The sequence below is a fragment of the Nocardia acididurans genome (genome assembly GCF_016741815.1).
In the GTDB taxonomy this organism is placed as follows: Bacteria; Actinomycetota; Actinomycetes; order Mycobacteriales; family Mycobacteriaceae; genus Nocardia; species Nocardia acididurans.
Window position 1 is genome coordinate 323,311 of the sequence record NZ_JAERRJ010000006.1, and the last position, 25,124, is coordinate 348,434.

The 25,124-nt window shown below is 69.4% G+C and carries 21 protein-coding genes; 11 read left to right on the forward strand and 10 right to left on the reverse strand.

Features of this window, described 5'->3' with window-relative positions; genetic code table 11:
• The first annotated feature begins 299 nt into the window (after positions 1-299).
• Positions 300-782, forward strand: coding sequence for a TetR family transcriptional regulator (locus JK358_RS17440; protein WP_232851411.1), 483 nt, complete (start codon positions 300-302; stop codon positions 780-782).
• 54 nt (positions 783-836) lie between these two features.
• Positions 837-2,012, forward strand: coding sequence for an amino acid deaminase/aldolase (locus JK358_RS17445; protein ID WP_201948745.1), 1,176 nt, complete (start codon positions 837-839; stop codon positions 2,010-2,012).
• Positions 2,013-2,047: 35 nt separating this feature from the next.
• Here the strand turns inward: JK358_RS17445 and JK358_RS17450 are convergent, their stop codons facing one another.
• Positions 2,048-5,815, reverse strand: coding sequence for a bifunctional RecB family nuclease/DEAD/DEAH box helicase (locus JK358_RS17450; RefSeq protein WP_232851412.1), 3,768 nt, complete (start codon positions 5,813-5,815; stop codon positions 2,048-2,050).
• Positions 5,816-6,153: 338 nt separating this feature from the next.
• Between JK358_RS17450 and JK358_RS17455 the strand changes: the two genes are divergently transcribed.
• Both JK358_RS17455 and JK358_RS17460 read left to right on the forward strand, forming a co-directional pair.
• Complete coding sequence (locus JK358_RS17455; RefSeq protein WP_201948746.1) at positions 6,154-6,975, forward strand: alpha/beta hydrolase; 822 nt, start codon at positions 6,154-6,156, stop codon at positions 6,973-6,975.
• 54 nt (positions 6,976-7,029) lie between these two features.
• Positions 7,030-7,563, forward strand: coding sequence for a gamma carbonic anhydrase family protein (locus JK358_RS17460; RefSeq protein WP_201948747.1), 534 nt, complete (start codon positions 7,030-7,032; stop codon positions 7,561-7,563).
• A gap of 219 nt (positions 7,564-7,782) precedes the next feature.
• On the opposite strand, the gene JK358_RS17465 is transcribed toward JK358_RS17460, so the two are convergent.
• Together JK358_RS17465 and JK358_RS17470 are read right to left on the reverse strand one after the other, a co-directional pair.
• Positions 7,783-8,427 (reverse strand): phosphoribosyltransferase, encoded by a 645-nt coding sequence (locus JK358_RS17465; protein WP_201948748.1) that lies wholly within the window; start codon positions 8,425-8,427, stop codon positions 7,783-7,785.
• 113 nt (positions 8,428-8,540) lie between these two features.
• Positions 8,541-9,338 carry a carbon-nitrogen hydrolase family protein gene (locus tag JK358_RS17470; RefSeq protein ID WP_307817605.1) on the reverse strand — a complete coding sequence of 266 codons (798 nt, stop codon included), beginning with the start codon at positions 9,336-9,338 and terminating at the stop codon, positions 8,541-8,543.
• Positions 9,339-9,587: 249 nt separating this feature from the next.
• Between JK358_RS17470 and JK358_RS17475 the strand changes: the two genes are divergently transcribed.
• Both JK358_RS17475 and JK358_RS17480 read left to right on the forward strand, forming a co-directional pair.
• A complete protein-coding gene (locus tag JK358_RS17475; protein WP_201948749.1) occupies positions 9,588-11,393 on the forward strand; it encodes a DEAD/DEAH box helicase in 1,806 nt (601 codons plus the stop codon).
• 169 nt (positions 11,394-11,562) lie between these two features.
• Positions 11,563-12,399 (forward strand): GNAT family N-acetyltransferase, encoded by an 837-nt coding sequence (locus JK358_RS17480; protein WP_201948750.1) that lies wholly within the window; start codon positions 11,563-11,565, stop codon positions 12,397-12,399.
• On the opposite strand, the gene JK358_RS17485 is transcribed toward JK358_RS17480, so the two are convergent.
• Complete coding sequence (locus JK358_RS17485) at positions 12,400-13,149, reverse strand: hypothetical protein (protein ID WP_201948751.1); 750 nt, start codon at positions 13,147-13,149, stop codon at positions 12,400-12,402. It abuts the gene before it with no gap.
• A 236-nt stretch (positions 13,150-13,385) separates the two neighbouring features.
• Between JK358_RS17485 and JK358_RS17490 the strand changes: the two genes are divergently transcribed.
• On the forward strand, positions 13,386-14,555 hold the full coding sequence (locus tag JK358_RS17490) for an acyl-CoA dehydrogenase family protein (protein ID WP_201948752.1): 1,170 nt from the start codon (positions 13,386-13,388) through the stop codon (positions 14,553-14,555).
• Positions 14,556-14,564: 9 nt separating this feature from the next.
• Positions 14,565-15,692 carry an acyl-CoA dehydrogenase family protein gene (locus JK358_RS17495; protein WP_201948753.1) on the forward strand — a complete coding sequence of 376 codons (1,128 nt, stop codon included), beginning with the start codon at positions 14,565-14,567 and terminating at the stop codon, positions 15,690-15,692.
• Between the two features lies 1 nt (position 15,693).
• Here JK358_RS17495 and JK358_RS17500 read toward each other — a convergent pair whose 3' ends face one another.
• Entirely contained in the window at positions 15,694-16,089 is a 396-nt protein-coding gene (locus JK358_RS17500; RefSeq protein ID WP_232851413.1) for a nuclear transport factor 2 family protein, read from the reverse strand.
• Between the two features lie 135 nt (positions 16,090-16,224).
• Here JK358_RS17500 and JK358_RS17505 point away from each other — a divergent pair, with 135 nt between their 5' ends.
• Positions 16,225-17,385 (forward strand): hypothetical protein, encoded by a 1,161-nt coding sequence (locus JK358_RS17505; RefSeq protein WP_201948754.1) that lies wholly within the window; start codon positions 16,225-16,227, stop codon positions 17,383-17,385.
• Positions 17,386-17,472: 87 nt separating this feature from the next.
• On the opposite strand, the gene JK358_RS17510 is transcribed toward JK358_RS17505, so the two are convergent.
• Positions 17,473-18,033 (reverse strand): hypothetical protein, encoded by a 561-nt coding sequence (locus JK358_RS17510; protein ID WP_201948755.1) that lies wholly within the window; start codon positions 18,031-18,033, stop codon positions 17,473-17,475.
• Between the two features lie 305 nt (positions 18,034-18,338).
• Between JK358_RS17510 and JK358_RS17515 the strand changes: the two genes are divergently transcribed.
• The gene (locus JK358_RS17515; protein ID WP_201948977.1) at positions 18,339-18,593 is read left to right on the forward strand and encodes a hypothetical protein; all 255 of its coding nucleotides are present in this window, start codon (positions 18,339-18,341) and stop codon (positions 18,591-18,593) included.
• Between the two features lie 44 nt (positions 18,594-18,637).
• Here JK358_RS17515 and JK358_RS17520 read toward each other — a convergent pair whose 3' ends face one another.
• The 4 genes from JK358_RS17520 to JK358_RS17535 form a co-directional block, all read right to left on the reverse strand.
• Positions 18,638-19,579 carry a hydroxymethylglutaryl-CoA lyase-like TIM-barrel protein gene (locus JK358_RS17520; RefSeq protein WP_201948943.1) on the reverse strand — a complete coding sequence of 314 codons (942 nt, stop codon included), beginning with the start codon at positions 19,577-19,579 and terminating at the stop codon, positions 18,638-18,640.
• A 53-nt stretch (positions 19,580-19,632) separates the two neighbouring features.
• On the reverse strand, positions 19,633-20,847 hold the full coding sequence (locus tag JK358_RS17525; RefSeq protein ID WP_201948756.1) for a CaiB/BaiF CoA transferase family protein: 1,215 nt from the start codon (positions 20,845-20,847) through the stop codon (positions 19,633-19,635).
• A gap of 213 nt (positions 20,848-21,060) precedes the next feature.
• Positions 21,061-22,017: a TauD/TfdA dioxygenase family protein gene (locus JK358_RS17530; protein ID WP_201948757.1), complete on the reverse strand. Its 957-nt coding sequence runs from the start codon at positions 22,015-22,017 to the stop codon at positions 21,061-21,063.
• A 159-nt stretch (positions 22,018-22,176) separates the two neighbouring features.
• Positions 22,177-22,947 carry a deoxyribonuclease IV gene (locus JK358_RS17535; protein WP_201948758.1) on the reverse strand — a complete coding sequence of 257 codons (771 nt, stop codon included), beginning with the start codon at positions 22,945-22,947 and terminating at the stop codon, positions 22,177-22,179.
• A gap of 263 nt (positions 22,948-23,210) precedes the next feature.
• Between JK358_RS17535 and JK358_RS17540 the strand changes: the two genes are divergently transcribed.
• Positions 23,211-25,031: a serine/threonine protein kinase gene (locus JK358_RS17540; protein WP_201948759.1), complete on the forward strand. Its 1,821-nt coding sequence runs from the start codon at positions 23,211-23,213 to the stop codon at positions 25,029-25,031.
• Positions 25,032-25,124: the final 93 nt, after the last annotated feature.

Genomic DNA, 25,124 nt, shown 5'->3' on the forward strand with positions numbered 1-25,124 from the left:
GCCGGAAGTAGCTACGTAAAATACCGATTGGTCCTAATGCTCCCTTTACCGGGCGGATGCGCGAATTTCAGCCGATTCCCATTCGATCGCGGGGCTGTTCCGATTAGGTAACGAAACAATCTTGTAGTCCGAAAACGGCTATCAAAGCTGGTTGCGAACCCTGAAAACGACGTAGCATCGATACTCGTTGAACGGGGTGCGCCGGATCCTGCTCGGGGGAGTGGCGCCGATCCGCATACCCGTTGAGCGAGCCGCGCAAGCAGAGGTGCGCGTTGTCTTTCGCCCAAAGGGAGTCGTCGTTGAGCGCTAGTGGAGAAACAATCCAGGTCGGCCTGCGCCAGGCCATGGCCGAGTCCATAGAGAAGGCTGCCGCATCGCTCGATATCAGCGGCAGCCGTGCCCTGCGCGTGCTGCTGCACGCCGGAATCAGCACGCTGTGGCCGATCCTGAAGGCGTCACCGGACCGCCAGATCCGCGCCTACGAATCCACGCTCGCCGCCCTGCGTCGCCGCTGGGAGAACCAGGCCGTCTGCGTCCCCGACCCCGAGGCCACCGCCCGGATCCGCGAACTCGACGCCGACGTGACCGAATTCCTCGATCTGTGCGCCAAGCATTCCGGCACCCAGTGGCTGGAACCCTGCGATGCCATCGCCGCCTACCTTCTCGCCGTCATTCAGGGCATGCTGCTGCGCTGGCTGGCCGACTGCGACGACGAGACCGCCCTGGTCGTCCTCGACGACCTCGTGTCGTACCTGTCCACCAAGGCCGTCGAGCTGGCCTGAGCGGAGATCGCACAATTGCTGGACGCATGACCAGTTTCGTGGTCGAATGAAGTGGTGACCGAAACGTCGCCGATTGCCGGGTTGCACGCGGCCACCGCCGAGCTCGACCCGCCGCTGGCCGCCGTCGACCTGACCGCCCTGCGCGCCAATGCCGCCGATCTGGTGCGCCGCGCCCGCGGGGTGCCGATCCGGGTGGCCAGTAAATCCGTCCGCTGCCGCGCCGTCCTCGAAGAGGTACTGGGCAGCGACCTCACCGCCGCCGGCGGATTCGCCGGAATCATGGGCTACTCCCTCGCCGAAGCCATCTGGCTGGTGCGGCAGGGAGCGCGTGACATCCTGCTCGGCTACCCGACCGCCGATCGCGCGGCGCTCGCCGAACTCGCCGGTGACCCGGTGCTGCGGAACTCCATCACGCTCATGATCGACGATATCGCGCAGCTGGACTTCATCCGCGCCGCCGTCGGCAGCGAAACCGTCTCGCTGCGAGTATGTCTCGACGTGGACGCGTCCCTGCGCATCGGCCCGCTGCACCTGGGCGTGCGGCGCTCGCCCATCCGCACGCCCGAACAGGCCGCGCGCCTGGCCGCCGCCACCAGGCGGCGCGGGTTCGAGGTGGTCGGCGTGATGACCTACGAGGCGCAGATCGCGGGCCTGCCCGATACGAATCCCGCTGTGCGCCTGGTGAAGAAGGTGTCCGGCATCGAAATCACCCGGCGTCGCCGCCAGGTGCTCGACGCCGTGCGCGCCGAGGTGGGGAAGCTGCAGATCGTCAACAGCGGCGGCACCGGATCCATCGAGCTGAGCATCTCGGACCCGGACGTCACCGAGGTGACGGCGGGCTCCGGGCTCTATCTCCCAACGCTTTTCGACGGCTACCGGAATCTGGCCCCGCGCCCGGCGATGTACTTCGCGCTCCCGGTGCTGCGGCATCCGGCCGACGGCATCGCCACCGTCTTCTCCGGCGGCTACATCGCCTCCGGCCCGGCGGGGGCCTCCCGCGTGCCGAAACCGGTGTGGCCCTTGGGTTTGAAGCTCATCGGCACCGAGGGCGCGGGCGAGGTGCAGACACCCCTCACCAACGCCGACGGCCTGAACATCGGCGATCGCGTCTGGTTCCGGCACGCCAAAGCCGGTGAACTCTGCGAACGTTTCACCGAAGTCCACCTGGTCGCCGACGGCGTCCGCACCACCGTGCCGACCTACCGCGGCGAAGGCCGATGCTTCGGCTGAGCCGGATCGCCCCTGTCGTTCCGGCAACGTGCGGCTCAGACCCGGTCGAGCTGTAGCACCGCCGCGAGATCCGACAGTTCCGCCGTGGTGGCGGGCAGATATTCGGTGAGCAGGGGCGAGCGGACGATCACCGCCGACCACATGGCCCGCGAGATCGCACTCGTCAGCCAGTGCCGCGACAGCAGGGCGCCGACACCGTGCGGGGCGTCCTTGGGCGCCGAGGTGGTCATGGAGACCAGAACCACGGCCGCCTCCCGGCCCTGGAAATGGTCCGGGGTGCCGACCAGCACATCCTCGATCCTGGCCCGGGACAACAGGGTTCGGATGCGCGCCACCTGCGCGTGATACGGCGCGACCACCAGGATGTCGTGCGGATGCAGGCGGCGGGTCACCGCGCCCGTATGCCACGGCAGGCCCAGCAGCGTGCGCACCTGCCGCACGATTTCCCGTGCCTCCTCGGCGGATTCGGTGCCGTTGCCGTGATGCTCCACGGTCACGGTCCGCACGCCCGGCGGGATGCCGTCGAGTTCCCGTGCCAGGGTGACGGTTTCGTTCGACCGCAGCCGATTGTCGTAGCGCAGCCGCGATACCGGCCCGCACATGCGCGGATGCATCCGCCAGGTGCGTTCCAGGAAGTAGCCGTACTCGGCGGGCAGCGTGCGATGCGCTCCGAACAGCCGCCCGAGCACCGACTCGTGCACCGGTTCGGGATGAATGCCGTGCCCGGTGGCGGGCGCGGGATCGCCCACCAGCAACAGGTTCCGGGCACACAGCGCCACCGCCACCGCCTCGGCGAGCGGGAACCGCCCGGCGTCGGCGATCACCAGCAGATCCAGGCTGTCGCGCGGAATGCGTTCGGGGTCGGTGAAATCCGCGGGCAGTCCGCCCACCACGCACCCGTTCACCGCGTTGTCGAGGAACCGCTGATACTTCGACGCCTCGATCCCCAGCCACTCCGAGGCGACCGAGCGGGCATCGGCCTTGGCGACCAGCTCCGGCAGCACGCCGACCTCGACGACCGCGTCGAGTGCGTGCTCGACGGCGGCATGCGAGCGCGCCACCACGCCCACCCGCCACCGGTGCCGCGTGACCAGCTTCTCCACCGCGCGGGCGGTGGCATCGGTCTTCCCGGTTCCGGGCGGACCCTGCACCGCCACATACGAATTGTCGAGATCGCGCAGGGCGGCGGTGACGGCCGCGGCGTGATCGCCACGCACCTCGGGCAGCGCGCCGCCCGACAGTAGGCGCGGCGCGCGGCCGCACAGCACGTCGAAGACGGCCGTCCCCGGCACCTGTGGCAACGTCACCAGCAGATGGTGGGCGATGTCCTCCAGCGCCTCCTCCACATCGACATCGCGGCCGGGCGGGCAGGGCGCGATGGCCGACGGTAGCTCGCCGTAGGGTTCGCAGCCGCCGGGCAGCAGCTCCACCACGCGCACCACATCGTCGAAGTTGGCGTCGAGGGAGCAGCCGAGCACGGTCGCGTATGCGAGCGCGCGCCGGCCCGGCGCGACCGGCATCCCCGGCGCGGGCCGGTCGTACAGCGTGAGCACCGACGTGCCCGGCGGCGGCGGATTGCCGGTACCCAAACGTCCTGTGAGCGTGAGGTATCGGCGCATCCGCCCATCGCTCCCGCTGTGCCAGTCGGTATCCACCGCACCCCAGTCGGCGATCAGTACGCCCTGGGTGTCGGCCCACTCCTCGACCGGATGATCCAGCCGATCGGCATGCGCCCACCACAGCGGCTGTCGTTCCCGCCGGTGATAGCCCAGCACCGCCGCGGTGAACGCCGCGGCCGTCTGCGCCTCGCACCGCTGCTCCGGCGCGATCCCGCCGCCCTCCCCGAATTCCCGCAGCGCCGCCTCGACTTCGTCCGGGCTGGTATCGAAGGCCCCGTCGAACCACGGCCGCCGTCCCGGCCGCACGCCGTGCTCGGAAGCCAGGTCCAGCAACCAATCCCGCAGCCGCAGTACGGATTCGGCCCCGCTGTCACTCTCGTCCCGGTTGGGCGGCAACTGCCGCAGGTCATAGGACCGCTCCCCGACCACCAGTGCCGCCCGCACGATCGGATACAAATCCACTGTGGCGGGCAGGATCTCGGCGATCATGTCCTCTCCGCTCGGATACCGCTCCCCGAGTGCGCTCAACAACCCCCGCACATCCCCGCGATAGTGATGCACCCGCAGTTCCGGCCGCTCCCGATGCCGCTGCAGGAGGAATTCCAGCAGCGCTTCCGAATCGTCCCGCACGCTCGAATCCCAGCGGGGCGCATCGAACCTTCCCCGCGCATCGGGCAGATCCAGACGAATGACGAAGGTATGCACCGCGTTTCCGCCCCGCACCGGATGTGCGGCGGGCTCGGGCACGAACCCGAGCGCGCGCGTCGCCACCTCCGGCCCGACGGCGCTGCCCGTGCCCACCAGAACCCCGACCGCGCTCCGCGCCGCGTCGGCCTCCGGTGCTCGGCCCGCCGTGTCGGAGACCGAGCCGGGGGCGTGTGAGCCCGCCTCCGACTCCTGGCCGGACGCTCCGACCGGCCGGGGGAGTGCGGTCGGTCCCGCATCCGCCGGGTCACCGAATGCGTCTGGCGTGCAGTCGGGGTGGAGGGTTTCGGTACGCGCCGTGTCGGGCGTGGTGGTTGCGGTCTTCCCGTATTCGGCTGGGCTGCTGGTGATTACAGGGCGATGCGCACTGTCGCCGGTTCCGGTCTCGGCGCCCTGGCGCTGGGTGGCCGCGCAGATGCTGACGATGAGATCGCCTCGGGCGCGGTCGATTCGGTCGGCGGTGGGGTCGGCGGGGGTGACGCTGAGGAACAGGTCGCCGACGGCGGGGGCCGGGAGGGTGGCCAGGGCGGCCGGGGCGGTGAGGGTGTGGGCCGGGTGGCCGGTGCGTTCGCGCTGTAGTTGTAGTTCGGCCTGGCGGCGCAGGGTGGCCAGGGTGAGGGCGGGGATGCCCGGGGTGGCGTCGGCGGCGGCGAGACGGTCGACGGTGGTGATGCCCGCGTCGCGGAGCTGGGCGCGGGTGGCGGGGCGCATGCCGGCGACCAGCAGGAGATCGCGGCGGGATTCGAGTTCGGCGAGGCAGGACGGGCAGGTGCCGCAGGCGAGGAAGCGGCGGTCGCCCCACTGGATGGGCAGCAGCTCACCGAGTTTGGCGTCGACGATCAGCTCGAGGCGGCTGCGCCGAGCGTGGTAGATGACCGAGATGTCGGCCAGCGAGTGCGTCGTCGCCACGCCGTCCACCCACAGGCGGGCCTGGGGGGCGGGTCGGAAACCGTTGTGGCGCAGCACATCCGCTGTCGCGGCCAGGGTCAGCAGCGCGCCGACCGTGGTATGGCGGGTGGCCACCGCCGCGGTCAGGTAGTCCTGTGTCTCCGGATCACTGTCGCGCAGCAGGTAGTCGCACCGCGCCGCGAGCATGCCGTCGAACACCACCGGTTCGGCGACCACGTCCAGGTTCGCGCGCAGGGCCTCGAGGGTCTGCTCGTGCGCGGACCGGACCGCCGCGAGCGCCTGCTCGGGTGAGGGCGCGGGCCCGGGGGCCAGCCCCGCCGCACGCCGGAACGTGACCGCCGCGGGAACTCGGATGTGGGTGAAGCCGGGGCTGTAGCGGTCGCGGAGGGCGGCGAGGTGGGTATCGACGGCCGGGCCGGGGACGTGGTTCACCGCGCCGGGAGACGAATCCTCCACCGGCGTGACCAGTCCCAGTTCGGCATCGAGCGCGCGCAGCAGCGCGAACTCGCAGCGCGCCGCCGTAACCAGGTCACCGGTGCTGCACACGACACGATCACCGAACAGAATCAATCGCGGCCCTCCTGTGTCTTCCACGCCGACACCCGCACCCGCCCCGCGTCGGTGCGGGCCGAGCCGCGCAACAGCGTAGTGACTGCACGGTGGGTGGTGTGTCGTCAGGTGGGCTGGATGGGCGTGTTCCCGCAGCCCCGCCCCGCCGCACGTCAGCACGGGTGTACGGGCTGCCTTGCAGCACAACACGACTCGCGCGCCCGCGCAACGGCGCACCCCGTCCCGGCACAACCGGACCGGTGGAAATCGACCGGCCATTCCGGCGTGTCGCCACCGGAAACGTGTCGTGCGCGCTGTGGCCTCGCGAGGAGGCGCAGCGGTTTTGCGAGAATCTGCGGATGCCGTATTTCGAGGGCGCCCGCGGTCGTCTCCATTACCGTCGGTGGCCGGTCGAGCATCCGGTGGCCGTGCTGGCGCTGCTGCCGGGAACGGGGCAGCACAGTGGGCACTATCACCGGTTCGCGCGGGCCGTGCAGCCTTCGGGGATCGAATTGTGGGCGCTGGATACCTCCGGTCACGGCCTCAGCGAGGGGAATCCCGAACAGCCGGGCGCATTGTCTGAATTGTCCGCTGACGCACGCGCATTCCTGGAGCAGGCGCGAGCGCATGCGCCCGGTGCGCCGGTGCTGATGGGCCACTCGCTCGGCGCGGCAACCGCTCTCGCGGTCCTTGCCTCCGAACGCCGGCCGCCGTGTTCGGCCCTGATCCTCTGCGGCACCCCGAAAGCAGTCCTCGAAGGTCGGCCGCCGAGCTCCGCACGCGGCGCGGAACCGAACCGCACACGAGCGGCAGGCGGTTCCGCGGGATCATCGGAGCCGGTCGGCGGCAGCGCCCGGTCCGTGGCCGCCGCGTCCGCATCCGGCAGCGCCCGGTCCGTGGCCGCCGCGTCCGCATCCGGCAGCGCCCGCTCCGTGGCCGCCGCATCCGCATACGGTGGCGGCGATGCCGTTTCGGGTCCGGCGCTACCGCCGGGACTTCCGGTCCTGATCGTGCACGGCGTCGACGATCGGCGCGCCCCGGTCGATCCGGTGCGGGAGTGGGCGGGCGCGCACGGGGCAGAGTTCCGCGCGTACGCCGACGCGGGACACGACCTGCTGCACGAGCCGGTGCACGCGCAGGTGTCGGCGGATATCGCGGACTGGGTGCTGGCTCGCGGCTGATCTCGGCCGTTTCTGTGGAACCACGCGGGGCGGCAAGCGTTTACGGTGAACGGCGTGCCACTCTACGAATTCGAAGGCAAGCGGCCCACGGTGGATCCGACCGCGTTCGTCGCGCCCACGGCGACGCTCATCGGGGATGTGCGGGTCGAGGCGGGCGCGTCCATCTGGTGCGGCGCGGTACTGCGCGCCGACCTCGCGCCGATCATCGTGCGGGAGCGGGCGAACGTGCAGGACAACGCGGTGATCCATGTGCCGCCGGATGTTCCGGTGGAGATCGGTCCGGGCGCGACCATCGCGCACGGGGTGATCTTCCACGGGGCCACGCTCGGGGCGGAATCGATTGTCGGGAACGGGTCGACCGTGCTGGATATGGCGCGCATCGGCGCGGGCTCCATGATCGCCGCGCACTCGCTGGTGTCACCGGGCACCCAGATCCCCGACGGCGTGCTGGCCGCCGGTTCCCCCGCCGAGGTGAAGCGACCCATCGCGGGCACGCAGGCCGAAGGCTGGGTGAAACTCAACCCCTCCTACTACGCGGAACTCGCGCAGCGCCACCGCAAGGGCCTCACCGAAATCGCCGAGGACTGAGCGCCTCCTGCCCGACGCAACGGGGAGGGCCCCGCGCGTGAATCGCGTGCGCCTGCCGACGCGTCGTGGCGAGGGCAGTGCCCTGCCCTGCCCTGGCGTCAGTGCCCTGCCGTCGAGCCTGCGCGGTACGGGGGCATGCCGTCAACGCCCCTGCCGTCGAGCCTGCGCGGTACGGGGGCGTGCCGTCAGTGCCCTGCCGTCGAGCCTGTGCGGCACAGCTCACGGCCCGTCGCCGCGCCCGGCGTAGAGCAGCTCCACCACCTCCTCATCGGTGAGCTGGTGGAAATCGCGGTAGGCCCCGCCCACCCCGCCGAGGAAGCGGGGGACCAGCGGGCAGCGCACCTCGTCGGCCAGCGCCCGGATGCGTTGCAGCGCTTCGGCGGAGGACACCGGGACCGCCACCACCACGCGGCGCGGTTCGTGCAGGCGCGCGATCTCGCAGGCGGCGGCGACGGTGGCCCCGGTGGCCATGCCGTCGTCGACGATCACGGCGGTGCGGTCCTTGAGCGGGAAAGCCGGTGCGGCGGAACGCAATACCTGCCGTCGCCGTTCGAGTTCGGCGCGCTCGAGCTCTTCGATGGCGGCTATCTGGTCCGGCGTCACCCCGGTGTGCTCGACGACATCGTCGTTGAGCACCCGCACCCCGTCCTCGCCGATGGCCCCCATGGCGAGCTCCGGCTGCCACGGCACCCCGAGCTTGCGAACCAGCATGATGTCGAGCTCCCCGCCGATGACCTCCCGCACCGCCACCGCCACCGGCACCCCGCCGCGCGGCAGTCCGAGCACCAGTGGATCCGCCGCGCGCAAATGCTCGAGCACCCCGCCCAGCGCCCGACCGGCAGCCCCCCGATCCGGGTAGATCATTGCTGTTCAGTTTAGTTGCGTTGCCGCCGACAGGCCCAGCGCGCCCGCGGCGCGATTATGAAAACACCGAGTGACGGCCACGAAAAGCCTGCCCCGACCCGGACACGCGGAGCTCACTCCGGTCGAATCTCGTACCGCCGCAGTGACAGGCTCGGGTTGACCGCGCGGATCTCCGCCAGATGTGCGAGATCGATTCGGGCCGTGGCGATTCCGGGCTGATCGCCGAGTTCGGCCAGGACCGCGCCGTTCGGGCCGACGATCATGGATGCCCCCGACCCGCGCGGCATGGCCTGGTCGGATGCCGCCACGTACATGGTGTTCTCGATGGCGCGGGCACGCAGCAGCGTCGTCCACTGGTCGACCTTGCCCGGTCCGGGAATCCACTGCGCGGGCAGCAGCAGCACCTGCGCCCCGGAGGCGGCGACGCGCCGGATGCCCTCGGGGAAGCGCAGATCGAAGCAGGTCTGCATGCCGAAGGTCACACCGTCCACGGTGAAGGTCTGCGGCGGGTCGAGCGGTCCCGGCAGCACCACATCGGATTCGAGGAAGCCGAACGCGTCGTACAGGTGCGCCTTGCGGTAGACGGCCGCGAACTCGGCGGTCGGGGAGGCCGCGACCAGCGTGTTGTAGATGCGGTCGGCCGGATGGTCCCCGCCGGGCGCCTCGGCCACCCCCGCTACCAGATGCACCCCGAACTCGGCCGCGATCCCGCGCAGCCCGCTCACGAACGGCCCGGTCAACGGTTCGGCGATCTTCACCACCCGCTCATCCAGCCGCGTCACCGAGTACATCGAATACTCCGGCGCGACAACGATTTTCGCGCCCAGCTCACTGGCGGCCCGCACCTCCTCGCGCAGCCCGGCCAGATTGGCCGCCACATCGGTGCCGGGCGCGAACTGCACCACCGCGATATCGACCGCGCCCGCGGCCGCGACATCGGCCTCGCTCTGGGCGACGGCGGCCGTCTCCTGCGCGGGCGGGGCGGAGACCGTGCCCGCACTGCCCGGCTCGGCGGCGGCGATGGTGCCGGTCACGTAGTTGCGGACCGGTGCGGCTTCGTTGTTCGGGTGCACTGGTCCAGGGTATTTGTTCGGACGCCCCCGCGGGTCTGGGTGAGGCGGGGCGGGTTGGGCAAACAGCTGCTAGTAAACTCCTGGTCAATGAGCACCTCACCGGCCGACAGCGTTCCCAGCGACGACGAGAGGGACGTGAACGGCCCGTCCTTCGCCGATCTCGGCATCGATGACCGCATTTTGCGGGCCATCGCCGATGTCGGCTACGAATCGCCGTCGCCCATTCAGGCGGCGACGATTCCGCCGTTGCTCGACGGCGCGGACGTGGTGGGGCTGGCCCAGACCGGTACCGGCAAGACCGCGGCTTTCGCGATCCCGATCCTCATGGGTCTGCAAGGGTCCGGCAAACAGCCGCAGGCGCTGGTCCTCGCTCCCACCCGTGAGCTGGCCATTCAGGTGGCCGAGGCGTTCCAGAAGTACTCGGTGCACATGCCCGGCGTGCACGTGCTGCCGATCTACGGCGGCCAGAACTACGCGGTGCAGCTCAATGGCCTCAAGCGCGGTGCGCAGGTGGTCGTGGGCACGCCCGGACGTGTGATCGATCACCTCGAGCGCGGCACGCTGGATCTGACGCAGCTGCGCTATCTCGTCCTGGACGAGGCCGACGAGATGCTGAAGATGGGCTTCCAGGAGGACGTCGAGCGCATCCTGCGCGACACTCCGGAGGACAAGCAGGTGGCGCTGTTCTCGGCCACCATGCCGCCGGTGATCCGCAAGATCTCCAAGCAGTACCTGAAGGATCCGACGGAGATCACCGTCAAGGCGAAGACGTCGACGAACACCAACATCACCCAGCGCTGGGTGCTGGTGTCGTATCAGCGCAAGCTGGACGCGCTGACCCGCATCCTCGAGGTCGAATCCTTCGAGGCCATGATCATCTTCGTGCGCACCAAGCAGGCCACCGAGGAGCTGGCCGAAAAGCTGCGCGCGCGTGGGTATTCCGCGGCCGCCATCAACGGCGACATCGCGCAGGCGCAGCGTGAGCGCACCATCGGGCAGCTGAAGTCGGGCGTGCTCGACATCCTGGTGGCGACCGACGTGGCGGCGCGCGGCCTGGACGTGGACCGCATCTCGCACGTGGTCAACTACGACATCCCGCACGACACCGAGTCCTATGTGCACCGCATCGGCCGCACCGGCCGCGCGGGCCGCTCCGGTGAGGCGCTGCTGTTCGTGGCCCCGCGCGAGCGCCGGCTGCTCGACGCCATCGAGCGCGCCACCCGCCAGCAGGTCACCGAGATGCAGCTGCCCAGCGTCGAGGACGTGAACGCGCAGCGCGTGCAGAAGTTCGGTGACACCATCACCGAGAACCTGGCCTCGGCCAATCTGCCGCTGTTCCGCAAGCTGATCGAGGACTACGAGCGCGAGCACAACATCCCGCTCGTGGATATCGCGGCCGCCCTGGCCGTCGGTTCCTACGACGGCGACAACTTCTTCATGGAGCCCGATCCGGAGCCCGCGCCCCGCCGCGACCGCGATCGTGACCGCGGCCCCCGCGACTTCGACGACCGTGGACCGCGTGAACGCCGCGAGGGCCCCAGCCGTCACCGCCAGACCGGCGCGGAACTGGCCACCTACCGCATCGCGGTCGGCAAGCGCCACAAGGTCGCTCCCGGCGCGATCGTCGGCGCCATCGCCAACGAGGGCGGCCTGCGCCGCAGCGACTTCGGCCACATCAGCATCCGCCCCGACCACAGCCTGGTCGAACTACCCGCGGACCTGTCGGACGAAACGCTGAATGCCTTGAGCCGCACCCGGATCAGCGGTCAGCTCATCCAGCTCCAGCTCGATCAGGGCCCGCCCGGATTCCGTTCCGGTACGGGTGGCCGCAACCCGCGCCGCGACTCCCGCAGCGAGAAGCCGCGCTACGAACGCCGCAAGCCGCGCGCGTAGCAGTAGATAACGAGAATGGCCGAAGCCCAAGGGCTTCGGCCATTCTCGTATGCGGGGTGAGGTGGATGCCACCCGCGCCTGCGGGCGGGTGTGGTGCGCTGCCAGGGGGTTCGGGGGCGAAGCCCCCGAGAGCTTCTCCTGAGAGTGCGGAGAGCGGCAGAATGTGGCGATGCGAGTGGAGATTACCGCCGATGCGGCGCGGTTCCTGCAGCTGGTGACTCCGGCGCTGGAGCGGGATCCGTTGCATCACACGGTGATTGCCACCGTGGTGAGCAGGCTGGCCGGTGCGTCGGCGGGGTCGGATTCGCGATTTCGGTATGCGACCGCGCACAACGGGAATGGGACGGTCGCCGGTTTCGCCATGTACGCGGGGCCGGGGATCTATCTCGGAACCGTTCCGGGAGAGGCTGTTCGGGAGCTGGCGCGGGCGCTGGCCGAGGAGATTCCGGACGCAGGCGCCGTGGAGGGCGCGATTCCGGATTCACTGGCGTTCGCCGAGCAGTGGACTGCCGTGTCCGGGGAGCGTGCGCGCCGCAGCAAGGGCAGCCGGTTGTATCGGCTGGGCGGGCTGCGGATTCCCGAGATTCCCGGATACAGCAGGCCCGCAACGGAATCCGATATCGAGGCGTGTACGCGGTGGAACGCGGACATGGACGCGGAGTCCGCGGGCGCGCTCGACGAATCGGGTGTGCGCGCCCGGATCGCCGTCGGCGCCCTGCGGCTGTGGATCGACGGCGAGCGCCCGGTGTCGATGGCCGGACATCATCCGCGGGCTTTCGGCTGGAGCCGTATCGGCCCGGTGTACACCCCGCCCGCCGATCGCGGACACGGCTACGCCGGCGCTGCCACGGCGGACCTGGCACAGCGGTTGCGCGCCAGCGGTTCCCAGGTCTGCCTGTTCACCGATCCCGCGAACCCCACCTCGAACAAGATCTACCGCAGCATCGGTTTCGAAGCCGTCCGCGAGTACGAGCGCTACGAATTCACCGACCCCGCGGCGGGGTGATCAGAGGGCGGGCGCGCCGCCCGAGCCGGTGTCGGCGCCGCCGTTGGGTGCGGCGGGCGTCCCGCCCGACCCCGTCTCCCCGGTTCCGTTGGGCACGGCCGGATCTGTGCTGGGCGCGGGAGCCTTCGGCAGGTCGGGCACGGTGAACAGTCCGACGGTCGGGAACACCACGCAGCGCGCGGCCGGGTAGTCGATGGTGCCCCACAGCGAGGCCACGACCGTGCCCGGCCCGGAGTCCACCGTCTTGGCGAGTGCGGGCAGGTTGTACTCGGTCATCTCGTCCAGCGCGTTGATCCCACTGCGGCCGTTGGCCACATTGAGCCACGCCACGCTCAGCCCCGAGGCGAGCGGCATACCGGAATGGGCCGGGGTGGCCTGGAATCGGAGCGTTCCCGGCGGCCCGGCGAGCCCGGTGTCCGGCCCGTCGACGCCCGCGACGGCGGAGGCCACGGTCATGGTGAACGGCATATTGCTGCCGCATCCGATGGTCGGGGCGCTGTAGCCGAACGGCGTGAAGGTGATGTTGTTCAGTCGCGCCGCGGTGACCAGCTGTGCGGCCTTGACGGTGGCGTTCACCCCCGCCTGCGCCTCGGCGTTCTCGCCCGCGGCGATGGTCAGCGCCTCGGTCGCGGTTTCGAGTGGCGTCGTGGGTTCGGCCCCGGCGGGTCCGGACGCGATGCTCAGCGCGGCCGCGGTGACGGCGAGAGCCGCCGCGGACGCGGCCCGGCGACGGAGGGTGCTGCCGTTCACTCGTGCTGCTCCTTGGGATTTCGGATGCCGGTGGGTGGCCGGTGGTTCGCTCTCGCGCGCGTGGGCGTCGCGGGCGCACAGGTCCTCCCGCAACGTACCAGCAGCGCCGGAACGGGGCGAGCGGTCGGTGAAGGTGAGCCAGCCGACAGCCCCATGTTTACCGGGGAGTATGTTGACATCGAGTCAACAGCTCGACGCTGGGACCCAAGTCAACAGGCTCACCCCTGGGAGTAGCAATGAAGCTTGCCCTGTCACCGGACGAGGTGAAATTCCGGGACGAACTGCGCGAGTTCTACCGGACCGAGATCCCGGCGGAGATCCGGGACCGTGTGAAGTACGGCCGGGAACTGTCCCGCGACGACATCGTCACCTCGCATCGCATTCTCAACGAGCACGGACTCGCGGTCCCGAAGTGGCCGACGCAGTGGGGCGGTCGCGACTGGACTCCCATGCAGCGCCACATCTGGGAGGACGAGATGCAGCTGGCATCCGTCCCCGAACCGCTAACCTTCAACGCGCAGATGATCGGACCGGTCATCGCGCAGTTCGGGTCCGAGGAGCTCAAGCAGCGCTTCCTGCCCCCGACCGCCAACCTCGACATCTGGTGGTGCCAGGGTTTTTCCGAGCCCGACGCCGGATCGGACCTGGCCTCGTTGCGCACCACCGCGGTGCGCGACGGGGACTCCTACATCGTGAACGGCCAGAAGATCTGGACCACGCTGGCCCAGTACGCCGACTGGATCTTCTGCCTGGTGCGCACCGATCCGACGGTGAAGAAGCAGGCCGGCATCTCGATGCTGCTCTTCGATGTGAAGTCGCCCGGCGTGACCATCCGGCCGATCAAGCTCATCGACGGGCACCACGAGGTCAACGAGGTGTTCTTCGAGAACGTGCGGGTGCCCGCCGATCAGCTGGTCGGCGCGGAGAACATGGGCTGGACGTACGCGAAGTTCCTGCTCGGCAACGAGCGCACCGGCATCACCGGCGTCGGCCGCACCAAGGTGAAGCTGGGTCTCGCGAAAGAGTATGCGGCGCAGACCCGGTCGGGCTCCGGCACGCTGCTCGCGGATCCGGTCTTCGCCTCCCGCGTCGCGGAGCTGGAGAACGAACTGCTCGCATTGGAGCTGACGCTCATGCGCGTGGTGTCCGAAACCGGTGACGGCACACCGAATCCGGCCTCCTCGGTGCTCAAACTGCGCGGCACCGAACTGCAGCAGGCCGCCACCGAACTGCTGCTGGACATCGCGGGTCCGGACGCGCTGCCGGTGCACGCCGGCGACATCGCCTCCCCGGAGTGGGCCCAGCACACCGGCCCCGCCTACCTCAACTACCGCAAGACCAGCATCTACGGAGGGTCGAACGAGGTGCAGCGCACCATCATCGCCTCCACCATCCTCGGATTGTGAGCCGCCACCATGGATTTCGAACTCACCGATGAACAGGTCATGCTGCGTGACACGGTCCGGGATCTGCTCGGCCGTGCCTACGACCCGGAAACCCGGCTGAAGGTCACCGACACCGACCTGGGCTGGAGCCGCGAGGTCTGGAACCAGCTCGCCGAATTGGGTGTGCTGGGACTGGCTTTCAGCGAGGAGGACGGCGGCGTGGGCGCCGGACCCGTCGAGCTGATGGTCGTGCTGGAGGAGGTGGGCCGCAGGCTCGCACCGGAACCGCTGCTCGACGCCGTGCTGGTGCCCGGCGGGCTGATCGCTCGCGCCGGTACCCCCGCACAGCGCGAACGCCTGCTGCCGCCGCTGGTTGCGGGGGAGAAGCTGCTGGCCTTCGCCCATGCCGAGCCGGGAACACGCTGGCCCGCAACGGAACTGAGCACCACCGCCGTCGCGCAGGGGGACGGTTACGTGCTGACCGGCGTGAAGAACCCGGTCCCGCACGGGGACTGCGCCGACGACCTGGTGGTCAGCGCCGTCCTGCCGGACGGCGGCACCGCGCTGTTCCTGGTCGCCGCCGACGCGACGGGCGTCTCCCGCAAGCCGTTCCGCACCTTCGATGGCCGGCGAGGCGCGCAGCTCGAATTCTCCGGTGCGGCAGCCGAACTGCTGGGTGATCCGGCGGCCGCCCGTGCCGCTGTCGACACGGTGACGGTGCGGGCCCACGCCGCCCTGTGCGCGGAATCGCTCGGTGCGATGGCGGAGTCGCTGCGGCTGACCACCGAATACCTGAAGACCCGCAAGCAGTTCGGCGTCACCCTGTCCAAGTTCCAGACGCTCACCCAGCGGGCGGCCGACATGTACGTGTCGCTGGAACTGGCCCGCAGCATGAGCTACTACGCCACCGCCGCGCTGGCCGACGAGGTCACCGATCCGTCCATCGCGTCGCGTGCTCGCCTGCGAGTCGCCCGGTCGGCCAGGCATATCGGCCAGGAGGCCATTCAGATGCACGGCGGCATCGGCATCACCACCGAGTACCCGGTGAGCCACTATGCGGCCCGGCTGACCGCCATCGGCCGCACCCTCGGCACCGATCTGGACCACCTGCGCGTCCTCACCGACCGGGTCACCGAATACCACCTGGTCGAGATCTAGGTCAGTCCTGGGCGACGGTGGTGAGGTGGGTCAGTTCGCACCGCCACCCGCCGTCGTCCAGGATGAAGACGTCGGTGGTCCATTCATCGGCTTCGACGGTCTGCCCGCGATAGTGCGCGGTGTTGACGACGCGGACCGACAGCACGGCAGTCGTCCCGTGGACACGGATGCGCGGCTCGCCCACGGCGGCCATGGCCGAGTGGCTCAGCTCGCCCGAGCGGACCAGTTCGAGGAACAGGGCGCCCGGCGTGATGCCGCGTTCCCCGACGAAAACCCAGTCCGCGGTGACGAATTCGGCGAGCCGGTCGGCGTCGTTCTCGACGAGGGCGGTGAGCCACTCGGCATAGGTGCTGCGGAGCGCTTTCTCAGCGGCCTCCATGATCGACTGTGTGGACATGGACCGACGGTAGGCCGTCGGCGCACCGGCGACTTGGACGAATGGGAACCGTGTCGGCGCGAGACCCCGCCCGGCCGTTCGGAACAGGACGAATTTCGGTACCGTACGGCTGATCCCGGCGCGTACTGTGCGGACATGGTGGAGGACGCGGTACGGCTGGACGGAAATACTCTGGTGCTGCCGGGCGGGGTGGGCGTGCGGTTCATTCGCACACTGCGACTGCCCGAGACGGGCACGCATCCGCTGCCGCCGGGGCTCGGCGAGTTCCCGGTGCGGCGAGTGCAGGACTACGCGGATTCGGTACCCGACGAATGGCGCACACGCGGCGGGGTGATGCTGCCCATGTACCTGCGCGAGGCCATGTGGCTGTCGTTCACCGCGAAGGAACCGGCCGCGCTGCAGATCGGCGTCGGCAAGGTGTGCGCGGTATCGGGCGAACCGTGGAGCGACAAGCTCACCCGGCAGCCGCAGAACTACGTGATCCTGCCGCGCCAGCCCTGGCTGGACGGCATCAACTCCGGTGCGGGCACCATTCGCCAATTCGTCGCGGTGCCAATGGGATTGGGCGCGACCGTGGAGGGCCAGGTCACCGGCGAGGAGGTGTGGGGCGGCATCCAGCTGCAGCACTTCGGCCTGACCGATGCCGCACGCGCCGAGTGGCGGGAGGTCAGCGAGCACACTCGCTACATGACCACCGCCGAGGACATGGGCTACACCGGCTCCGTCCCGGCAGGCGACTACGGCTCGGCCCCGATGGCTCCCCCTTCGCAGGGCTACGGCGCTCCGCCGCCCGCCCCGTCGCAGGGCGGGTACAGCGGACCTGCGCCCGCCGGCCCGGCGGGCGCGACGCCGCTGGAGTCCATGCCGTCGAGCGCCGCACGCGCGCCCCGGGGCGCGGCGGCGGGTCGCGGCAGACAGGCCAAGGCCATGGGTCTCGGCGTCGGCGGCACCATGCGCCAGGAGATCTACCAGGACGACCGCCCGCTGACCGATTGGGCCGCAGCGCCTTCCGGTCGCCTGTTCGTCCATCTGGTGACCCCGCCGGACTGGCGGCACATCACCGGCGAGGCCCCGCCCCCGTCTCCGGTGGATCGCGCCGCGTACACGGCGGCGGGTCTGCCCTGGTTCGACTACTTCGATTCCGACGGCGCCGATATCTCTCCGGCGGGGAAACTCGCGGACGTCGCCCCGGTGGGCGAATGGCTGGGTGCGGACCACGAGCCGTGGCAGGAGCCGAAACCAGGTCAGGTGAAACCGCTGAAACCGGGCAAGAAGGTCGAAGACGGCGAGTGGTGACGATCTTCGTATAGCTCACCGGCACTGCGGAATACGAGGTGGCGCGCTGCGGACCGCGCGACCGCTGCGCTGTTCCGGTGCGCGGCGCTATTCCGGAGTCTCGGCTTCGTCGTCGTCGGCGGTGATCGGGCGCTCGGTGCGGGCGGGTTCGGTCGTCGCCGGCTCCGGGGCCTCGGTGGTGGTGGTCCGTTCGGTCGTGGTCCGCTCGGTGGTGGTCGGGCGGGGCCGGGTGGTGCGGGTCGGGCGCGTGGTGGTGGTGCGCGACGTGGTGGTGCGCGACGTGGTGGTGGTCTCGTCGGCTTCCTCGCCCGCGGGCCGCTCCTCCGGGCGTTCCTCGGTGGTGGTGGTCGTGGTGGTGCGCGGTCTGCGCGGTTCGCCCGCGGCCACCCGCCAGGTGGGGGAGGGCGGGATGACCACCACGGCGGTCGTGGTGGTGGTGCCGGAGAGGGAATTCACCGGGGCCGCTTGCAGATCCGCGTTGAGGGGTGGCGGGGGGACGTAGGTGTCCTGGCCGCCTACGCCGCAGGAGCCGATGAGAATGAGTCCGAGCGACACGGCACCGGCCGCGGCGACTGCTCCGGCCAGCGGTGCGGGCAGCTTGCGCGACAGGGTGCCGCGCTCGTCCGCGCCGGCGTTGCTGCCGTCCATTGGTGGCACTCCTGATTCGTCTCGAGTGGGCTCACCCTAACGGAGGCTGTGGCGCGGGGCCAGGTGAGATCCTCGTCCCGAATATTGGGATAGGGTGACCCGGGCCGAAAGCCACGGAGATATCTCAAACAGCGATGATTCAGATATCGAATCAGTAAACTTCGGCGTGTTTACGGCACGTGTCGTATGGACATTTCGTTGCGGAGCCGTAATGTGTGTCCAAAGTTACACGTGAGACGCCCAGGATTTGCTGAGGGACGCGCCGATAATCCGCTCTCTTCGCGGGCGTCATCGAGGAGTAGATGATGGGTGCATTTTCGACATCCCCCGTGCGCGCCACCGCGCCGAGTGGGGAACCCGCGGCCACCGCGCCCGCGCGGTTGTCGGCAATCCTGGCCCGTACCGTCGCCTGGCTGATCTTCCTCGGCGGAATCACCGGCGCAGTCCTCGGGATCGCGGGTCTACATGTCGAAATCACCGTCGCCGGGCTGATTCTCGCCTTCACGAGCGGACTGGTCCTGCTCAAACTGCGCGCCGACGCCGCGGCCCGCCCGAGCTGAGCTCACCGGCACGCTGCGCCTCGCGTACCGCGCTGCCCAGAAATTCAGCGGACAACCCATTCGAACGCTTCGGCTTTCGAGCGACTGCCCTCGACCGTCCGCGAGCGGTTCGGCTCACCCAGTTCGGCGAGCAGCCGCTCCGACATCCGCACCAGTGCGGCCAGCGACTGCGGCCGGAACCACGCCGGTCGCGTGGCGAACAGCAGATCCTCGCTGGAGGTGTTGCCTGACGCGCCCGGTGCGAACGGGCAGCCGCCCAGCCCGCCCAGGGAACCATCCACCAAGCCCGCACCCGCACCAAGGGCGGCAAGGGAATTCGCGACACCCATACCCCAGGTGTCATGCCCGTGGAAGACGATCCGATGCTCGGGCGTACCCCAGCGGCCCGCCGCCGCCACCGCCGCGATCAGCCCGCCCACCTGAGCCGGATGCGCCTGCCCGAGCGTATCGGCGATCACGATATCGGCCGAACCCTCCGCCCGCGGATCGGCGGCGACGGCCAGCACCCGCGCCGGATCCACCGGGCCGTCGAACGGGCACGTGAAAGCCGTTGCGAGACAGAGCTGAATCCGCCCGCCCGCCTCCCGCGCGATCCGCACGGCATCGGGCATGGCGGCCAGGGAATCCTCGGTGGTGCGGCCGATATTGGCCTTGTTGTGCGCGTCCGACACCGAGAAGCAGTACTGGAAATTGCGCACGCCCGCCGCCGCGGCCTTCTCCACATGCCGCGGCGTCGCCACCCATACCCAGCTGCGCGCCAGCTCCGCCGGAGTCAGCGCGGCGACCAGTTCGAGCGTATTGGCCATGGGCGGCACCAGATCCGGGCGCGCCATGGAGCCGATCTCCAGCTCCGGCACGCCCAGCGCCAGCAGTTCCCGCACGATCTCGAGTTTGCGCTCGGTGGGCAGCACCTTGCCGGTCAGCTGCAGGCCGTCGCGCAGCGTCACGTCCCGCAGGACGGCCTGCGGCAGCGTACTCGCCGAAATCACCGCGTCCGTCGAGTTCGCCGGGCTCGTCGAAGGCCCCGCGCCGGTCGAATTCACTTGGCCTCCAACGCATCGATCTCGGCCTCGGACAGGCCGAGCAGGCCGGACAGCACCTCACGGGTGTGCTCACCCAGATCCGGGCCGACATTCCGGATGGGCAGCGATTGCCCGCCGATCACCGGCACGATGCCGGTGAAACCGACCTGCCTGGGTTCGGGCTCGCCCACATCCACCGCGAACGGCTGAATCATATTGCGCGCCCGATACTGCTCGTCGGCGACGATATCGGCGGCGGTGTAGATCGGCCCGCACGGAATGGCGGCGTCCTCCAGGATCTTCAACGCCTCGTCGCGGGTACGCAGTCGCGTCCACTCGGCGATGGACGCGTCCAGCCGTTCGCGATTGCGCCAGCGGCCCGCATTGTCGCGCAGCTCAGGATCTTCGGCGAGATCCGGGCGCTCGATGACCTGCATGTAGCGCTGGAAGATGGCATCGCCGTTACCGCCGATGATGATGCTGAAACCGTCACTGGTCGGGTACGCGTTGCTGGGCGCGATGCCCTCCATCCGCCCGCCGACCCGCTCCCGATTGATGCCGTAGGCCAGATAGTCGGGCACCAGCGATTCCATCACCGACAGGATGGATTCGTTGAGCGCGACGTCGATGATGCGCTGCTCCAACGGAACCCGTTCGACCCGCTCCCGCTGGAACAGTGCCATCACGGTGCCGAAGGCGGCGTAGATGCCCGCGATGGAATCACCGATGGACACGCCCACCCGCACCGGCGGCCGATCCGGATCACCGACGAGTTCGCGCAGCCCGCCCACGGCCTCGGCCACCGCCGCGAATCCCGGCCGCTGCGCCAGCGGCCCGGTCTGCCCGTAGGCGGAGATCCGCGTGATCACCAGATCCGGATTGGCGGCGTTCAGGACCTCGGGCCCCAGGCCCCACTTCTCCAGCATGCCGGGCCGGAAGTTCTCCAGCAGCACATCGCACCGCTTGACGAGATCCAGCACGATCCCGCGCCCGGCCTCGGTCCGCAGGTCCAGGGTGATCGACTTCTTGTTCCGGTTCACCGTGCGGTACAGCATCGAGGTATCGCCACCGTAGAGCCGCCAATTCCGCAGCTCGTCACCGGTTTTCGGCCGTTCGACCTTGATCACCTCGGCGCCGAAGTCGCCGAGTATGCGCCCGGCGGTCGGCGCGGCGACATAGTTGCCCAGTTCCAGTACCCGCACCCCGTCGAGCGGCCGAATCTCTGTGCCCAATGTGCCCTCCGCTTCGCTACAGGCGGGTTCGCGGCCCTGGAGGTCTCGGTCTTCCCTCCTCCGCTCCTCCGCTTCGCTCCCCCGCTCCGTCAGTCCAGACCGAGACGGGCCGCGAACCATTATGGTGCACCAGATCGAGGTGAGTCCTCGAGGGTTTCGGCGCTTGGTTGTGGCACGCGCAAGAGCGTCACAACCAAGCGGCGTGTCAGGTTGTCATGCTGCGCGCGGGGCGACCTTTTCGACGATCGAGAAGTGCTCGGCATTGCCGGTGACGACGGTGCTGGCCGTGCCGTGCACATCGACCGGGATATCGCCCGCGAGGGTGATCCGGGTCAGGCGGCGCGGCTGGCCGTCGTAGTCGTCGACGGCGTAGTGCTGGGTGGCGCGGTTGTCCCAGATCGCCACATCACCGAGCTGCCAGTTCCAGCGGGTCGTGTTCTCCAGCTTGGTGACCCGGTTCTGCAGCAGCTGGAACAGGGTCTGCGATTCGGCGGCGGTGAGGCCGACGAAGTTCTTCACGAAGTGGCCGAGCAGCAGGGCGCGCTCACCGGTGACCGGATGCACGCGCACCACCGGGTGCTCGGTCTCGTAGTAGCTGGACTCGAACTCCTCGCGGTAGGCCCGGATATTCGCGGTCACCTGCTCGTTCTCGCCGCGCGCCACCTCGGTGCGGTCGGCCGCGTAGTCGTAGGCGTTGGTGTGGCGGGCGCGCAGGTTCTCCACGAGCACCTTGAGCGGGGCCGGCAGCGCCTCGTAGGCGGCGACGGTGGAGGCCCAGGTGGTGGAGCCGCCGTACGGGGGCAGGTGCACCGCGCGCAGGATGGACGCCTTCGGGATCCGGTCCACGAAGGTGACATCGGTGTGCCAGCTGTTGGCGCGGCCGTACTCCGAGTCGATCGGGAGGGTCTTGACGCCCTTCGAGGTGACGGTCGGGTGCGGGGTGGTGGGGGAGCCGAGCAGCTGCGCGAACTCGTACTGACCGTCCTCGGTCAGATGCTCCTGGCCGCGGAAGAAGATCACCTTGTGCTCGTGCAGGGCGTCCTGGATCCGCTGGACGGTGACCGAATCCAGCTGACCGCTCAGGCGCACACCCTCGATGCGCGCGCCGATCTTGCTGCCCAGCTTCACGACAGTCACGGTGGAGGTATCGGAGGCGAAATCGACAGACATGCAAACCCTCTCGCGGTCACCCACTCCCGGGGCCCTCAGGGGCTTCGCCCCCGAACCCCGGTGATGGGATGCTGGTGTCCGGCCGGTTGCGCCGGTGCGTTCAGGACACCACCGCGGCGCGTCCGCAAACAGGGTTAGCGTCAGCTGGATTGAAAGCGGTTACCCAACGTGTTCGCGTAGGTAAGCGAGATCCTCGGCTACGCCCTCGGCGGGCGTCTCGAGGATGATCGGGGCGTCCACGGCCTTGCAGACCTCGACCAGCAACTGCGGGTCGATGGTGCCGTCGGACAGATTCGCGTGCCTATCCGCGCCCGAATTGAACTCGTCGCGCGAGGAGTTCAAGTGCACCAGGTCGATTCGGCCGGTGATGGCCTTGACGCGGTCCACGATGTTCAGCAGCTCCTCGCCGCCCGCCCAGGCATGACAGGTGTCGAGCACGAAGCCCGCGCCCAAGTCGCCCACGGCCTCCCACAGCCGCCCGATATCGTCGAAATGCCGAGCCATGGCGTGATTTCCACCGGCCGTGTTCTCGATGAGAATCGGCACGGCGAACCCGCCCTTCTCCGCCTGCCGCTCGAACAGCTTGCGCCAGTTGTCGATTCCGGTCGCCATCTCGGCATCGGTGCGCACATGGCCGCCGTGCACCACCAGCCCGAACGCACCCAGCTCGGCGGCGGCCTGCGCCTGCAACGCGACAGCATTGCGCGAGGGCATGCGCAGGCGGTTGTTCGTGCTCGCCACATTGATCTGGTACGAGGAGTGCACCACCACGTCGATGGGGCTGGCCTTGATCTCGGCGGCCAGCGGATGCGGCTTCGGCTTGTCCCAGCTCTGCGGATCCACCACGAACAGCTGGATCACATCGGCGCCGAGCTTCTCGCCGAAACCGATCGGGTCGCCATCCGTGCGGACATGGGCTCCAATGCGCATGTGGCCACCCTAGACCCGCCCACCGACACTCTCATGCGGGACTGCAAGCGAACCTTCAGTGTTGCGTAAGTGCGATGCGCGGAGATAGTCCGATAGAAACCTGGAACGCTGCCCGGAGAGGAGGTGAATGGCCTTGCGTCACAATCAAGGGTCGAGACTCCAGGGCCGCGAACCCGCCCGGAGCGAAGCGGAGGGCAAAAAAGGTACAGTACGTCTCGCGCTGGATGGGTCCCGGCGGGTGATGTGGGAAGTGAGAGCTGGTCATGCTGTCCAACGGTGACGAATTCGCCGGGTATGTCATCGAGCGGACGCTGGGCCGCGGGGGCATGGGCTCGGTCTATCTGGCAAAGCATCCGCGGCTGCCGCGCATGACGGCGCTCAAGCTGTTGAACCGGGAAATGGTGTTCGACAAGGAGATTCGCGCGCGCTTCGAACGCGAGGCGGATCTGGTGTCCGGCCTGGATCACCACAACATCGTCACCGTCTACGACCGCGGTCTGGAAGACGGCCAGCTGTGGATCTCCATGCAGTACATCGACGGCGTGGACGCCGCCAGCGTGAATCCGCAGGCGCTGCCGCCCGAACGCGCCGTGCAGATCATCGCCGAAACCGCCGACGCCCTCGACTACGCGCACCGCAACGAGGTGCTGCACCGCGACGTCAAGCCCGCCAACATCATGCTGGCCCGCTCCACCGGCGGTAAGGGCGAACGCGTCTACCTCACCGACTTCGGCATCGCCCGGCTGCGCGACGAGACCAGCAATCTCACCCAGACGGGCACCTTCACCGCCACCCTGGCCTACGCCTCGCCCGAACAGCTCACCGGTTCCGTGCTGGACGGCCGCTCCGACCAGTACTCGCTGGCCTGCACGCTGTTCTGGCTGCTCACCGGGTCCGGGCCGTTCCAGGCCACCAACCCGGCCGCTGTCATCCAGGGGCACCTGCAGAATCCGCCGCCGCCGGTCACCCAGCTGCGGCAGGGGCTGCCGCAGGCCCTGGACATGGTGATCGCCAAGGCCATGGCCAAGCGGCCCGAGGACCGCTTCGTCAGCTGCAGCGAATTCGCCGCCGCCGCCCGGCGCGCACTGGCCTCGCCGAGCGCACCGGCCATGCCGCTGGTGAATCCGCGCACCGCGCCGCCCATGCCGTTCGCCGCCACCGGCGGGCCCGCGCCGACGGCCGGTCCCATGACCTCCGGCCCGAACGCCACCGCCGGTCCCATGCACACCTCCGGGCCGCGCACCGCGCCGCCGAATCCGACGGCCGCGCCGGCGCCGTATCCGACCATGGTCAATACGGTCACCCCGCCGCCGCAGCAGGTCGCGCCGTTCACGCCGAACCGGCCGACCAACCAGTACACGACGCCGGGCTACAACTACAGCAATCCCGGCACGCCGACCGTGCCGCCGCCCGGAATGCCGCCCGGCACCGGGCCGCGGCCCATGCAGCAGCCGCCGCGAAAGTCCAACACCGGCTTGATCATCGGCTCGATCGTCGGCCTCCTGGTGCTGGCGCTGGTCGTGGTCGTCGTGGTGGTGGCCGCCTCCGGCGGTGACGACAAGGGCGGCGGGACGGCCGGCGGCACGACCACGACCACCTCCAGCGCCGCCGTACCGGTCACCAACAAGACCGTCGACTGGTCCACCGTCAGCCAGGAATTCCCGCGCATGCTGCCGGCCAGCAAGTCCAGCGAGACCGGCTACAACGGGGCCACCTGCTGGCTGGCCGACTCCAGCAGCCCGCCGGATGCCGACGAGGGCGAACCGGACTTCGGCAACTGGACCGTGCAGTGGCGCTGCTTCGGCGGCGGCAACAACGAGGATCCCTTCTACCGGGTCTACGGCTACGACTCCTCGGCCGATCTGCAGTCGGTGCTGAGCGGGCTCACCCCCAACGAGAAGTCCACCGACAGCAACGGCGGCGAGAGCTACACGAACTACCAGTTCACCGACCTCAGCCGCCCGCGCATGGTCACCAACTTCACCGGCGACAGCGACCGCACCCAGATGCTCATGTACACCGACGGCGTCGTCGGCAGCATGGACGCGGTCCTCAGCTGGTGGCGGTCCGCGCCGCTGAACTGACCCGGCGCAGTCAATCTTTGTGTGGACTTCATGAGGTTGTCCCTATCGGGGGGATCCCCGATGGCGCAGGCCAGACATCCTAGACACACTGGA

What these genes read in the sequence shown, in the direction of transcription:
- JK358_RS17510 (WP_201948755.1), bottom strand. Translation starts at nt 18,033, where the DNA reads ATGGACGGCAGCAACGCCGGCGCGGACGAGCGCGGCACCCTGTCGCGC.
- JK358_RS17495 (WP_201948753.1), top strand. Translation starts at nt 14,565, where the DNA reads ATGGATTTCGAACTCACCGATGAACAGGTCATGCTGCGTGACACGGTC.
- JK358_RS17480 (WP_201948750.1), top strand. Translation starts at nt 11,563, where the DNA reads ATGCGAGTGGAGATTACCGCCGATGCGGCGCGGTTCCTGCAGCTGGTG.
- JK358_RS17540 (WP_201948759.1), top strand. Translation starts at nt 23,211, where the DNA reads ATGCTGTCCAACGGTGACGAATTCGCCGGGTATGTCATCGAGCGGACG.
- JK358_RS17505 (WP_201948754.1), top strand. Translation starts at nt 16,225, where the DNA reads ATGGTGGAGGACGCGGTACGGCTGGACGGAAATACTCTGGTGCTGCCG.
- JK358_RS17530 (WP_201948757.1), bottom strand. Translation starts at nt 22,017, where the DNA reads ATGTCTGTCGATTTCGCCTCCGATACCTCCACCGTGACTGTCGTGAAG.
- JK358_RS17490 (WP_201948752.1), top strand. Translation starts at nt 13,386, where the DNA reads ATGAAGCTTGCCCTGTCACCGGACGAGGTGAAATTCCGGGACGAACTG.
- JK358_RS17465 (WP_201948748.1), bottom strand. Translation starts at nt 8,427, where the DNA reads ATGATCTACCCGGATCGGGGGGCTGCCGGTCGGGCGCTGGGCGGGGTG.
- JK358_RS17535 (WP_201948758.1), bottom strand. Translation starts at nt 22,947, where the DNA reads ATGCGCATTGGAGCCCATGTCCGCACGGATGGCGACCCGATCGGTTTC.
- JK358_RS17475 (WP_201948749.1), top strand. Translation starts at nt 9,588, where the DNA reads ATGAGCACCTCACCGGCCGACAGCGTTCCCAGCGACGACGAGAGGGAC.
- JK358_RS17500 (WP_232851413.1), bottom strand. Translation starts at nt 16,089, where the DNA reads ATGTCCACACAGTCGATCATGGAGGCCGCTGAGAAAGCGCTCCGCAGC.
- JK358_RS17455 (WP_201948746.1), top strand. Translation starts at nt 6,154, where the DNA reads ATGCCGTATTTCGAGGGCGCCCGCGGTCGTCTCCATTACCGTCGGTGG.
- JK358_RS17515 (WP_201948977.1), top strand. Translation starts at nt 18,339, where the DNA reads ATGGGTGCATTTTCGACATCCCCCGTGCGCGCCACCGCGCCGAGTGGG.